The 13045-nt window shown below is 35.8% G+C and carries 14 protein-coding genes; 12 read left to right on the plus strand and 2 right to left on the minus strand.

All coding sequences use genetic code 11. The features are described 5' to 3' along the window. Positions 1-603 precede the first annotated feature (603 nt). The 4 genes from ACFSAH_RS08640 (at position 604) to ACFSAH_RS08655 (ending at position 4705) form a co-directional block, all read left to right on the plus strand. Positions 604-2157 carry a tetratricopeptide repeat protein gene (locus ACFSAH_RS08640; protein WP_379662320.1) on the plus strand — a complete coding sequence of 518 codons (1554 nt, stop codon included), beginning with the start codon at positions 604-606 and terminating at the stop codon, positions 2155-2157. A 2-nt stretch (positions 2158-2159) separates the two neighbouring features. Next, positions 2160-2846: a TlpA disulfide reductase family protein gene (locus ACFSAH_RS08645; protein ID WP_379662321.1), complete on the plus strand. Its 687-nt coding sequence runs from the start codon at positions 2160-2162 to the stop codon at positions 2844-2846. Positions 2847-2942: 96 nt separating this feature from the next. After that, positions 2943-3782 carry a hypothetical protein gene (locus ACFSAH_RS08650; RefSeq protein WP_379662322.1) on the plus strand — a complete coding sequence of 280 codons (840 nt, stop codon included), beginning with the start codon at positions 2943-2945 and terminating at the stop codon, positions 3780-3782. A 368-nt stretch (positions 3783-4150) separates the two neighbouring features. Beyond that, positions 4151-4705, plus strand: coding sequence for a hypothetical protein (locus ACFSAH_RS08655; RefSeq protein WP_379662323.1), 555 nt, complete (start codon positions 4151-4153; stop codon positions 4703-4705). Positions 4706-5094: 389 nt separating this feature from the next. Here the strand turns inward: ACFSAH_RS08655 and gltS are convergent, their stop codons facing one another. Continuing rightward, positions 5095-6300 carry a sodium/glutamate symporter gene (gltS, locus tag ACFSAH_RS08660; protein WP_379662324.1) on the minus strand — a complete coding sequence of 402 codons (1206 nt, stop codon included), beginning with the start codon at positions 6298-6300 and terminating at the stop codon, positions 5095-5097. A gap of 238 nt (positions 6301-6538) precedes the next feature. On the opposite strand from gltS, the gene ACFSAH_RS08665 reads away from it, so the two are divergent. After that, entirely contained in the window at positions 6539-6970 is a 432-nt protein-coding gene (locus ACFSAH_RS08665; RefSeq protein ID WP_379662325.1) for a nuclear transport factor 2 family protein, read from the plus strand. Between the two features lie 109 nt (positions 6971-7079). On the opposite strand, the gene ACFSAH_RS08670 is transcribed toward ACFSAH_RS08665, so the two are convergent. After that, positions 7080-7631 carry an NUDIX domain-containing protein gene (locus ACFSAH_RS08670; protein ID WP_379662326.1) on the minus strand — a complete coding sequence of 184 codons (552 nt, stop codon included), beginning with the start codon at positions 7629-7631 and terminating at the stop codon, positions 7080-7082. 113 nt (positions 7632-7744) lie between these two features. On the opposite strand from ACFSAH_RS08670, the gene ACFSAH_RS08675 reads away from it, so the two are divergent. The 7 genes from ACFSAH_RS08675 (at position 7745) to ACFSAH_RS08705 (ending at position 13034) form a co-directional block, all read left to right on the plus strand. Further along, positions 7745-8164, plus strand: coding sequence for a cytochrome B (locus ACFSAH_RS08675; protein WP_379662327.1), 420 nt, complete (start codon positions 7745-7747; stop codon positions 8162-8164). A gap of 247 nt (positions 8165-8411) precedes the next feature. Beyond that, positions 8412-9824 (plus strand): anthranilate synthase component I family protein, encoded by a 1413-nt coding sequence (locus ACFSAH_RS08680; RefSeq protein WP_379662328.1) that lies wholly within the window; start codon positions 8412-8414, stop codon positions 9822-9824. After that, on the plus strand, positions 9824-10117 hold the full coding sequence (locus ACFSAH_RS08685) for a chorismate mutase (RefSeq protein ID WP_379662329.1): 294 nt from the start codon (positions 9824-9826) through the stop codon (positions 10115-10117). Before ACFSAH_RS08680 ends, ACFSAH_RS08685 begins: the two co-directional genes overlap by 1 nt. Further along, complete coding sequence (locus tag ACFSAH_RS08690; protein WP_379662330.1) at positions 10114-10686, plus strand: anthranilate synthase component II; 573 nt, start codon at positions 10114-10116, stop codon at positions 10684-10686. Before ACFSAH_RS08685 ends, ACFSAH_RS08690 begins: the two co-directional genes overlap by 4 nt. Positions 10687-10689: 3 nt before the next feature. Next, positions 10690-11472, plus strand: coding sequence for an indole-3-glycerol phosphate synthase TrpC (gene trpC, locus ACFSAH_RS08695; protein ID WP_379662331.1), 783 nt, complete (start codon positions 10690-10692; stop codon positions 11470-11472). A gap of 6 nt (positions 11473-11478) precedes the next feature. Beyond that, positions 11479-12165 carry a hypothetical protein gene (locus ACFSAH_RS08700; RefSeq protein WP_379662332.1) on the plus strand — a complete coding sequence of 229 codons (687 nt, stop codon included), beginning with the start codon at positions 11479-11481 and terminating at the stop codon, positions 12163-12165. A gap of 125 nt (positions 12166-12290) precedes the next feature. Beyond that, on the plus strand, positions 12291-13034 hold the full coding sequence (locus ACFSAH_RS08705) for an ROK family protein (protein WP_379662333.1): 744 nt from the start codon (positions 12291-12293) through the stop codon (positions 13032-13034). Positions 13035-13045: the final 11 nt, after the last annotated feature.

Consider the following 13045-nt stretch of genomic DNA (forward strand, 5'->3'; position numbering starts at 1 on the left):
AACTTAAACAAAGGGGATTGATGGTCTATCGCTTGTTAATTTTTTGCTTATAGTTCATCATTCAACAATTCTTTGTTTCTGGTTCATAGTTTAAATGTTTATCCTTTATTATTTACCGTTGATTCTTTTACGTTTTTTGCTCATTTTTTCTTCAGTTCTCCTATACTCCTTTGTACCATCTCCCTTGCAGCACCTACGATTCTCTTACGTTCCGCTTACGATTCTCTTACGTTTTTCCTACGCTGGTCTTACGATTCTCTTACGTCGCTCTTACGCAATGCAAGATAAACGCAGGAAAAGTGCAGGCAAATCGAAGAATGAGTTCAGGTTTTGGAGATTGCTTGTTCTTGTAGTTTGTTATAAAACTGTTGATTTAACGAAGGGGGGCCTAAAACTATATGGTTGTAAGGTATAGTGTCTTGGTTTTTGATATAAATTATTTTATTGATTAATATTTGTTGCTTTAAAGTTTTGTTTTATATTTACGGTATCGCTACCGTTTTTTGTTGAAAGGAATATAAGCAAATATTTTGATCGAAATCTAAACCTGGTTTTTTAGTAAAATAGCGATAAAAATAAATTAGACTAACCAATCCCTAAAATATGAAATTGAAAGTAATACTTTTTTTGGGTGTTTTATTGCCAGCTTTAGTTTTTGGACAAGGTTCTCTGCAGAATATAGTAATTATTAAGCGACTTATTGAAAATAAGGACTATAATCAGGCGATTAGCCGAGTAACCGAAATGCTGACCTATGAAGAAAACAAAGAACTCTATCTTTTAAGAGCAAAGGCTTATCATGGAATTAGAGACTATAAACATGAGATAGAGGATTTGAAAAAAGCACTGGATTTTGAAGAAAAAGCCACTACCAGATTGTCTCTTGCGCTTGCTTATCAGGCTGTTAAAGATACTGTTGAGGCAAATCGAATGATGAAGCTTAATCTAGAACTTTATCCCGATCATGTTCCAACCATTATTTCCACTGCGGCACTCGCGAGTTATAAACGACAACATGAACAGGCTTTAAAAATACTGACAGATGCCTACCGAACTTATGATTCTCCATTGTTATTGCAGGCCCGGGCAGTAGAATATAATAAACAAGGTAAATACGATAAGGCACTTGCTGATTACGAAACATTAATCTACTCAAAAAAATCATCAAGCTATTATATGTCGGCGGCGCACTGTGCGGCCAAAGCTGGAAACTCAAAAAAAGCGATAGAGTATTATACGGAATATCTTCAACTTAATCCTAATTCTTCTACTGCATTAAACAATGTAGGAAATCAGTTGAGGAAAATGGGAAAGTTTAAAGATGCAGAAGTTTATTATAAAAAGGCTATAGATGTAAGTCCCAGAAATATTTATCCATTAGCAGGGCAAACCCTTATAGCCTACATGCAAGGTGATGTGGATAAGGCCTTTAGTATAGCAGAATCCGCTTTACTTTTTAATACCAAATCAAAGCTAGCTGATCTGGCAAGAGGGACTTTAAATTTTTTCGAGGGAGATTTGATAGGTGCAGAGTCCGATTTTAAACAGGTACTGCAAGATCCGCAACAAGTTGAAAATGTATATACTGCGTTAGCTAACGTTTATATTTATAAAGGAGAATATGCCCGGGCAATAGATTTTGCCTCTACTTATATGGAGAAACAAAAGGTGCCTTCGCCTGCTGCTTATAATGCCAGAGGATTTGCATTTTATAAAATGGGGAAAAAAGAAGAAGCTATAAAGGATTTTTTATATTCAATGGAGCTGGAAGAAGACTATCAACCCGTTTTTAGATACTTTAATCAGGACAATAAGCAGCTTGCAGAAAACTATATTCATGTCCAGTTTTTTTCGCCTTTTAATAATGTGAATGATTGTCAATCTGGCTTTTTTATGGATGGGAAAAAAGATCTCGATTTTAAGGTTCGTATAATCTCTAATGGCGAGATAGATGCCAGTAAAATAAATCTCTATGAAAGTGGTAATCTGGTAAACCCTAAGTCCTGGTCGTTAAAAACTGTGGAGAAACGAGATTTTAAATTTATGGGTATGGTGGTTACAGATGTTTTATTAGGGTATACACCCAACGTTAAAAAAAGCTATTTAAAGTTGTCTTATGACGGATGGGATACCCAAACTCTAACTCTAATACGGTAAAAATGAAAAGACTGAAATTTTTTTTAATAGCGGTATATATATTTCTGGGTAGCGCTGGATTTAGCCAAACCACCAGAATCCCCTTGTCAGAAAAATCATTGGTAAAAGATTCTGCAGGGCTTGTTTATACATACGAAAACTGGTCTTCCTTAGTGAAAACCGGAGAATATAAGCTGGTGAAAAGTAAAACAGGTACTGATGAATATCTGATAATAGGAAGAGAGAGTGCAACTGATAATGATAATCAAAAAATTTATGGTAATAGCTCTGGAAACTTTGTAGGTAAAAAAATAAAGTTTCCATATATGACGGATTTACAGGGAAGAGATTATTGGAATGATATCTTAAAGAATAAAATTGTAGTACTTAATTTTTGGTTTGTAAAATGTCCTCCATGTAAAGCTGAAATTCCTCTTTTGAATGAACTTTATTGGAAATACAAGGAAGAAGATAAGGTTGTGTTTATTGCTGTATGTTTGGATAATGTGGGAACAATAAGTGAATTTATGAAAACAACTCCTTTTATTTATCCCCAAATTCCTTCTGGTAGAGATATAGCAATGAAGTTTAATGTTGTTGCTTATCCAACCAATTTAATTATAGATAAAGGGGTGGTGAAATATGGTACTACAGGATTTTCTAAAAAAAATATAGAGAAGGCAGAAACCGTATTGAAAGAGTGTCTGTAGGGGATTTATTTGCTGAAAAGATCCCCGGTATATCGTTATTAACTAAAATAAACTATGAATCTAACTTTGATTGAAAGAACCCTAATCCTATTTTTATTGAGCATTTCAATTTTTGCCTGTAAAAAAGAAGGTAATGCGCCTGCTATTGAAAATATTAGTCCGAGTACTGAAAAAATTGCGGTAGGGCAATATATTGTTCTTAAGTCTGCTATTGCAGGCGAAGCAGCACAACTAACTTACAAATGGACAAGTTCTGATGGCTTACAAAGTGCTAATAAAGAGCCAGGATGGATTCCTAAAAAAGCAGGCTATCAGACTATTTCGTTGGAGATAGCTCAAGGAAATAAATCTACCACTAAAAATGCGGTATTTAACGTGTTGGAGCCCGATTTTAGGCTAGGTTTATGGGGGAATACCCGAGCCGAAATTCAACTTTATGAATCTAAGGCGGGTAGAAAGCTGTTGAATACAGATCCTGCTGTTTTAATATACGGAGGGGATGAAGGTAATGCTTTTGATGGTTATGTGACAGCAGATAATATCTTGATAAATGCCGCAACATTATACTCTGTAGATTATAGTTCAAATCCATCTTTGTACGTACGTGATTATTCCCTTCAACTTCAAAAGTTACAATCTAAATATGGAGATCCTAAAGAAAACCGGGTTTATTATAAGAATCAAACGGTGAAAGATGAGTTAGATGCAAATCCGGGGCTAGTTGGTAGTGCTATTCTTGCTGGTGATGTGCAATTTAAAGCAACCTGGGAGAAACAGGGAAATAGTATCAATTTAATGCTATATAAAAATACAGACTCCAATGCAATCGTGTTTGGGATTAGCTATGCACCGTTATCAACAGGGGTTGCCAGCGTTAAAAATGAGTATAGGTCTGTGGTTTTGGAACGATTACATCGGTCATTATTGCTGCTGTAATTCGGTTTATGGAGTGTGAAATAAGATATGACAAGTAATGGTATGAAAAACTTAGTTATAATACGATGCTGGTTGAGTTGTTCTTGCAAATGCAACCTGAACTTAAAAATAATTGAGGATTTGTAATCTGGAAGCACCGTAGAATCTCATCAATGAAAACAGAGGTCTTTGTTCGGCAAATGGAAGAACCATTAGATAAACGGTATTGTAGTTGTTACGAATAGAGCCATTGATTTTAAAACGCATTTAAGTGATCTTTCTGAATACTTAAACGAGGTGCGAAGTGCAGCAGGTGTTTGTTTTGATGAATTAGATATTGCTGGAGATATATTTGAATTTTGTTTAAATTATAGCTAATAATTATTGTTATGAAAAAATACTTAAAACTTTTTTTTCTCATAGCTGCTGTGTTACATGGTTGTGGAAGTGAAACTGTCAGTGAGGATAAGTCTAAAATTAATACAATAACTGTTAAATCTGAGTCATTGCTGAACGAAGAACAGCGAAATGAGTTATATAAAAAGGTTAAAGCAAAGAATATGAATGAACTATCCAGGACTGAAAAGCAAAAAACAGTAGAGGACTGGGTAACCCTTTTAAAAAGCGATCCCGATTATATAAACGCAGAAAGTTCGCTTAAACAGTATACATCCGAAATTGTTAATAGGGACCATAGTAAGGACTCTAAAAATGAAGGAAATAGACCAGACCCAAAAAAAGATCCAGTTAAGTACTATGAATCTCGAGGTATTCAAAATCCAAATAAAGCTGCTACCTCACAATTAAATCTTGTCAAAAGCTATTTGATAATTTTACAAAAATACCCTGAGCTTAGAAATATCGAGAAGTCGACCCGGAAAGAAATATTAACAAAGGCAGCTGGTCAAACCAATTATTCTGATATTAAAAAAAATAGAAAATAGGTTAAGAGATTCATGCTTAAGCTCGCCTTTTAGCTGCCTCTTAAATTATTCATGAAAAATCTATGCTATTCGGGTTGTTCTTACAAAGGCAACCCGAACTTAAAATAATTGAGGATTTGTAATCCGGAAGAACCGGAGAATCTCATCAATGCAAACAGAGAATTGCGTCCAGTATAGTACAAATATTTCGGACAGAGTCCTTGGTTTTTAAAGGGTATTTAAGTCTTTTGTAGGGAGACTTAAACAAGGAAGGGGCATGAGATGCTTCGACTCCGCTTAGCATGACAACGTTTATGCTTAAACTATGACTATTAATCGAACTCCAGGTTATACGTTTTTTGAAAGTAATACCCTTGTGTTAATCCTGAACAGCTTTGTACATATGCAGGTTACATCGTTAAAAAACTAACGAATGCCTTAATAAATACATTATTAATAATATCTACAAAGAAGGCTCCCACCATAGGGACAATTAAAAAGGCTTTATGTGACGGACCATAACGATCTGTTATGGCTTGCATGTTAGCAATAGCCGTAGGGGTAGCTCCCAGGCCAAACCCACAATGTCCTGCACTGAGTACAATGGCATCGTAATCTTTTCCCATTACCCGATAGGTTACAAAAATCACAAATAAAACCATCATTGCTGTTTGCAGGATCAGAACAATAACTATTTGAGTGGCCAGGCCGGCAAGGTGCCATAATTGTAGCGACATTAAAGCGATAGTTAAGAACAGGTATAAACCTGTGTTGCCTAATACATCAACAGCATGATCGTTTACAATATAACTACTTGCGTGTGCCAGTATATTTCGGATAATAACCCCAACGAGTAAACTCCATACAAAGTTTGGTAGCTCAAACGCAGATCCTTTCATGTTTTCATATAGGAACTGACCTACGGTTACGCATATAGCAAGCATCGTTAGTGTTTCTATTACATTGCGTACATTCATGCGGCGTTTAGAAAAAGGATTCTCAAATGTTTCGCTGGGAGTCCCTTTATTAGATTTAGCGGCTTCGGGCGATGTTATATTGTTTTTTTTTAGCAGAAACTTGGCTACAGGGCCTCCTATTAATCCGCCCATTACCAGGCCGTATGTTGCACATGCCAGAGCAAGTTCCATGGCCCCGTCAATTTTAAAGGTGTTGGTCAAATCTTCTGCCCAGGCAGCTCCTGTGCCGTGTCCGCCTGTAAGGGTTATAGACCCTGCAATAAGACCGTAACTAGGATCCAGGCCAACCAATTTGGCTATGGATATTCCGAAAGCGTTTTGAACAAAAATAAAAGTGCCCGTTACACCAATAAATACAAGTAATGGTTTGCCTCCTTTTTTAAGCTTTGCAAAATCAGCACTCAAACCTATCGAAGAAAAAAAGATTAACATCATGGAGGTTTGAAGCGTGGTTTCGAACTCGAAACTTACGCCATAGAAATGGTAGGCCAGAAAAAGTAATATAGCAACTACAAAGCCACCTACGACTGGTTCGGGAATATTAAATTCTTGAAAGAATTTAACCTTTTTTACTATATAAAATCCTAGAAGTAATACTAAACAAGCAAATGTGAGCGTCTCAAATAATCCAAAAACCATAAAAAATTAATTTCTATCAACTTTGATGAAAAAAAGAAGCTAAAAATAGCAAATAATTTCAGGTATTAACTTTCTGTAAGGGTTCTTCAGGGATTAAGAGGTGGTGTTGGGACCTTAAACGAGGAATTTATTGTTATAAAGCTACCGTTAGTTAAGAATTTGAAAAAAAATAAAGTTTTTGTGTAACTAAACAATCTGTTGCAGCATCTTATAGTTGTAACAATTAAAAAAACCGGATATGAAAACTTTAAAAAACACTTTCTTTTTGGCATGTTTACTTACTGTAAACTTTGCATTTTCCGCTTTGGCAAAAGACAAAAACAATGTACAACAAACGCTTACATTTAGCATAGATAATTATGCCGAAGCGCTAAAATCAGGGCAAAGCCAATACCTATCGGATATATTGGCTAATAATGTAAAGTTTAATATTAACAGAGGCGGTAAGATTATTACTTATGGCAAAGCAGAAGCTTTAAAAGAAAACAAACAGAATGGTAAAATTATCCAAAACTGCGAAATATCTCATCAGGTTATTGCCCAAAGCGATACTTATGCGTTGGCAAACATTAGCATGAAATATGAAAATTTTACACGTGAAAATATTGTTTCTTTTACAAAACAGGATGGTATCTGGAAAATTACTGAGGTAAATTCGGTTTTTAAATAAAGTTAAAAGCCAGATAACGATATACCTTTTACACCCCAAATGATTTAAACAGAAACACCAGGATTATGTTATAAAAAGCTTTCCTGGTGTTTTTTTAAGTATACCGTGGTTATTTACCTTCTCTCATTAGTTTAATTCTTAAAATCGCCGCTACAGAAATAGAGTCTGTTATTTCTCCGTTAATAACCATCTGATAAGCGTCTTCAAAAGCTATTTTTCTGATTTCCAGTTGTTCTGTCTCTTCGGGTTGAGGTTCTTCTTGTGTAAATCCCTTAGCCAGAAAAACGATAGCTTCTTCATCGCTGACAGAATTGGAAAGATGCATCCTTAAAATTTCTGTCCATTCACGCGCAACCAATCCGGTTTCTTCCAGCAATTCTCTTTTGGCCGATTCCAGGGGTGCAATGTGTAAAGGGCCGCCACCTTCTGGTAATTCCCAGCTATAACGGTTAATAGGAAAACGGAACTGTCCAACCAAAAAAATGCAGTCATCGTTGTCAATGGCCACAATGCCAATAGCATAGTTTTTAAAATGTACCTGTCCGTAAATACCTTTATTGCCGGCCGGATTTATGATATCGTGTTCTATCACTTTTATCCAAGGGTTTTCGTAAATGTCTTTGCTATTGAGCTTTATCCAAGGGTTTCTCTCTATATCCATAACAATCAAATTGAAAAAATATGAAAATAGTCTATTTTATAATAATTCTAAAAAAAGCGATATATTTTTAATAGCAAAGCTTTTTAGCTTATATTCGAAATAAAAACACAATTATGTACACAGCATTATTGCACACCCACTCAACATTAAGATATGTAGTCTTAGTTTTATTGTTATTGTCCATCTTCAAAGCACTTACTGCAGGATCCAGAGTGTATACAGAGGGCGACAAAAAACTGAACCTTTTTACCCTGATATCTTCCCATATACAATTACTGGTAGGATTGGTCCTGTATTTTGTAAGCCCAATGGTAGATTTTGCACAAATGAGCAATAAATTTATCCGTTATTGGAATGTAGAGCATATTGCTATTATGATTATAGCCCTGGTTTTGATAACAGTAGGTTACTCAAAATCTAAAAAAGCAAAAGATTCTCACGCTAAGCATAAAGCCATTGCATTGTTCTATTCTTTGGGTTTATTGCTAATTATGGTGGGTATTTTTATGATAAAAGATCGTAATCCGTGGTAGTGATATAACAGAAATTTTAAGAAAAAATTTTGAAATTCAATTTTCTTTATAATTTTGCTATTGTAATGAACAGAAAAACAAATACATGTATGAAGTGGTGGTGGCGTGAAATAATCTCGCCGCGGTAATTTGTATTTGTATGTTTAAGTAAAATATTGTTCAACCCAGACCTAAAACAAATATAACCCGACGGCTAAACTGTCGGGTTTTTTTGTTCATTACACTTTTATTAATTTGAAATATTGTTATGAGAAAATATAAGATTAACGTTCTGCATACTAAATTATTGGCAGACACAACCACACCGGTAAGTATTTATTTGAGGTTAAGAGATGTTTTTGCCAATACTGTTTTGATGGAGGGATCTGATTATCACAGTAGAGAAAACAGTATGAGTTATGTTTGCTGCGAACCTATTGCAGGTATCAAGTTGGAAGATGGGCATTTGATTAAAAGCTACCCGGATGGGATTAAACAGCGTCAGGAAAAAGGGAGTTTTAACCTCATTGATGAAATCAGTGAGTTTAAAAAAATGTTCGAAAGTAATGCAGATCCTAAACATAAATTTGTGACCGATGGGTTGTTTGGGTATTTTACACACGAAGCAGTAGAACATTTTGAAGATATCAAACTGAAAACAGATGATCAGGATGAGCGTAGAATTCCTACTATGCAATATCATGTTTACAGGTATATTATTGCGATAGACCATTTCAAAAACGAAATGTATATTGTGAAGAACGAGAGCGAGTTTGATAAGGAAAGCAATAACCTGGATAAGATACAGTACCTTATTCAGAACAAGAATTTTCCTGAATACAGCTTTAAAATACAGGGAGAAGAAACTTCTAATCTGAGCGACGATGAGTTTAAGGCGCTTGTGGTAAAGATGAAAGAACATATTTACAGAGGTGACGTTTTCCAGATAGTGCCATCTCGCGCATTTGCCACACAGTTTTCAGGAGACGAGTTTAATGTTTACCGGGCATTGCGCTCTATAAATCCGTCGCCTTACCTGTTCTATTTTGATTATGGAAGTTTTAAGATTTTTGGATCTTCGCCGGAAGCACAGCTTACCATAAAAAATAATGTAGCCAGTATATTTCCTATAGCCGGAACATTTAAACGTTCTGGAAATGATTTAGAGGATAAACTGATTGCAGAGAAACTGGAAAACGACCCGAAGGAATCTGCCGAACATGTGATGCTGGTAGACTTGGCCAGAAATGATTTAAGCAGACATTGTGAAAACGTAGAAGTAAAAGCCTATAAAGAAGTGCAGTTTTACTCGCATCTGATTCACCTGGTTTCTAAGGTAAGTGGTAATTTAAAAGAAGGAATTAATTCGTTTAAAGTTGTGGCGGATACTTTTCCGGCGGGGACACTGAGTGGTGCGCCTAAATATAGGGCTATGGAAATTATAGACGAAAACGAAAATATTAAACGTAGCTTTTATAGTGGCGCTATTGGTTTTCTGGGATTCAATGGCGATTTTAACCACGCTATCATGATCAGGTCGTTTTTAAGTAAAAAGAGTGTATTGCATTATCAGGCGGGGGCAGGAATAGTAGCTGATTCTGACCCTGAGAGCGAGCTGAACGAAGTCAATAATAAAATTGCTGCATTAAGAAATGCATTAATTATGGCCGAAAAAATCTGATGAATCCACAAGATTGTAATACTTTGGCAGAAATTAGGGGCAATATTGACCAAATAGACCGGGAAATTATTGGGATGCTGGCCAAAAGGTATGGGTTTGTTCAAAAAGCGGCCGAATTTAAAAAGGATGAGGCTGGCGTGAAAGCGGCTGACAGGGTAAAGGACATGTTGAAGACCAGAAGAATATGGGCCGAAGAAGAGAATATAAGTCCGGATCTGATAGAAAAGATATATGCTAATCTGGTAAGTTGCTTTATACAAGAAGAGTTAAATAACTGGAAAACTAAACAATGAAAAAAAATATATTGGTAATCGATAATTACGATTCATTTACCTATAATCTGGTGCACCTCCTTAACGAATTGGGAGAGGAGCCGGTTGTTTTAAGAAATGACAAGTTTACATTGGAAGATGTAGCGCAATACGATAAAATATTGCTGTCTCCCGGTCCTGGTATCCCTTCAGAAGCGGGCTTACTCCTGGATGTTATCAGACAATATGCATCAACAAAAAGTATCTTGGGGGTTTGTCTGGGGCAACAGGCTATTGCCGAAGTTTTTGGCGGTAAACTATATAACCTGGAAAAACCAGTGCATGGTACTGCTACGGCAATAACGGTTTTAGGAGATAGTGATATTACCTTTAATGGTTTGCCTAAAAGCTTTGAAGTAGGGCGTTACCATTCCTGGGCGGTAGATAAAGCGGGTTTACCGGAAGAGCTTGAAGTTACAGCTGTAGATGAAAAAGGCGTAATTATGGCCATCAGGCATAAACAGTTTGATGTAAGAGGGGTGCAGTTTCATCCGGAATCTGTATTAACCCAACATGGGAAAGAAATGGTTGCAAATTGGTTAAAAGCATAACAAATGAATATTTTAGATACAATTGTTGCCCGAAAGAAAGAGGAAGTAGCAGAAGCAAAGAAACTAAAAAGTATTGCTGATTTAGAGCAAAGTGTTGCATTTGGAAGACAAACCTATAGTTTGAGGGACTTTTTGGTTGATCCAACAAAAACAGGAATTATAGCGGAGTTTAAAAGAAAATCGCCATCAAAAGGGATTATCAATGATAAAGTTTCTGTAGAAGAAGTTACTACTGGTTATGCTGCGGCCGGTGCTTCGGCATTATCAGTACTTACCGATAAGGATTTCTTTATGGGGCATGAAGACGATCTGATTGCTGCCAGAAAAGTAAACCAGATTCCTGTTTTGCGTAAAGATTTTATGGTAGACGAATACCAGATTATAGAAGCAAAATCAATTGGCGCAGATATTATTTTGCTTATAGCTGCCTGTTTAACCCAACAGGAAATTAAAGACTTTGCAAAACTGGCAAAGAGTATGGGCTTGAGTACACTTTTAGAGGTTCATGGACAGGAAGAACTGGATTATTCTATTAACGAATATATAGATGTGGTGGGGGTTAACAATAGAAACCTGAAAGATTTTACTGTTTCTATAGATACTTCGTTAAAATTGGCAGAAACCATTCCTGCAGAATTTTTAAAGATATCAGAAAGTGCTATCAGTAATCCGGAAACTATTAAGGTTTTGAAAAAGGCTGGTTTTAACGGTTTTCTGATAGGAGAGAACTTTATGAAGACCGAAAATCCGGGAAAAGCTATGGCTGAGTTTATTAGTCAGTTATAAAAACAGATGAGCTATCAACTGAGTGGAGTAGTGCCATGGGGAAGAACATTTGAAGAATACAGGCAAATGTTCCTTCTCTCAGAAAAAGATCTTAACAAGCAAATAGTCAGTTTTGGTGATGGTCCTGCAAGTTTTAATGCGCAGCTTACAAAACAAGGGAAGAAAGTAATATCTCTGGATCCTATTTATCAGTTTACCAGAGATGAGATAGAAAAAAGAATAGAGGAAACCAGTACAGAGATTGTGGAGCAGATGCGTTTAAATGCATCCAATTTCAATTGGCAATCTATTAAAAATATAGAAGAGCTGAAACAACTGCGTTTAGGAGCTATGTCAATATTTCTTCAGGACTTTGAGCAAGGAAAAACCGAAAAACGTTACATCAATCATGGTTTACCCACAGTAACAGCTTTTGAAAATCAATTTTTTGATTTAGGATTGAGTTCTCATTTTCTGTTACTGTACGATCATTTAGGACTTGATTTCCATATTAGTGCTATTGTAGAAATGTTGCGTATTAGCAAAGAGGTTCGGATATTTCCTATTCTTAATTTGAATGCCCAAAAAACACCATTACTTCAGGACTTGTTTCTTTTCTTTGAAGAGAAATTTGATATGGAAATCCGAAAAACGGATTACGAATTTCAAAAAAATGGCAATGAGATGTTGATAATCAAAGCAAAAACCGTATAAGATTTGTTTCTTTGTGAACGTATTTAGGGTAAGTAATAATAAAAATATAATTAGATAAGGTTTGCATCAGCAAAGAGTTGGTCGGTTAATTGTGTTTTTTTATTTTTAAACTTCATATATAATCCATGAAAGAGCAAAACATCCTAAGCATAGATATTGGCGGATCGAGTATAAAGACTACCGTTTTGAATGAAAAAGGAGAAATGTTGTCCGAATACCGGAAGGCACCTACTCCTAAAAAAGTTCAACCAGAAGAAGTACTCGCCATTATTAAGCAGTTAACAGCAGGTTTTCCCGAATACGATAAAATTTCTATTGGTTTCCCCGGATACACAAAAGATGGAATTATATATACCGCTCCTAATTTGGGAACAAAAGTATGGGCAGGATGTGCGTTTGCCAAAATGGTTGCTAATGCATTAAAGAAACCGGTTCGGTTATTAAACGATGCCGATTTGCAAGGTTTTGGCTTTATAAGTGGCAATGGTTTGGAGTTAACCTTAACTTTAGGAACAGGTTTAGGCACAGCCCTGTTTATGGATGGAATACTTTTACCACATTTAGAATTGAGTCATTTTTATGCCCGTACCGATAAAGATTTTGATGCCTTTATAGGGGATGCAGCGCTTGAAAAAGATGGCGATGAGAAGTGGAATAAGAAATTAAAGGAAGTAATTACGCTGTTTAAGCTAGTAGTTAATTACAATAAACTTTATCTTAGCGGCGGAAATTCGAAACGAGTAGACTTTAAGCTTGATAAGGATGCCCAAATTTGCGGAAATAGAGAGGGAATAAAGGGTGGTGCATTTTTATGGCAGAGACCCGATAGTTTCTCGCTAAAGACAGTAAAACCAGACAACAACATATAAAAAGTAGTTCA

This window comes from Pseudopedobacter beijingensis, assembly GCF_042678145.1.
Lineage (GTDB): Bacteria > Bacteroidota > Bacteroidia > Sphingobacteriales > Sphingobacteriaceae > Pseudopedobacter > Pseudopedobacter beijingensis.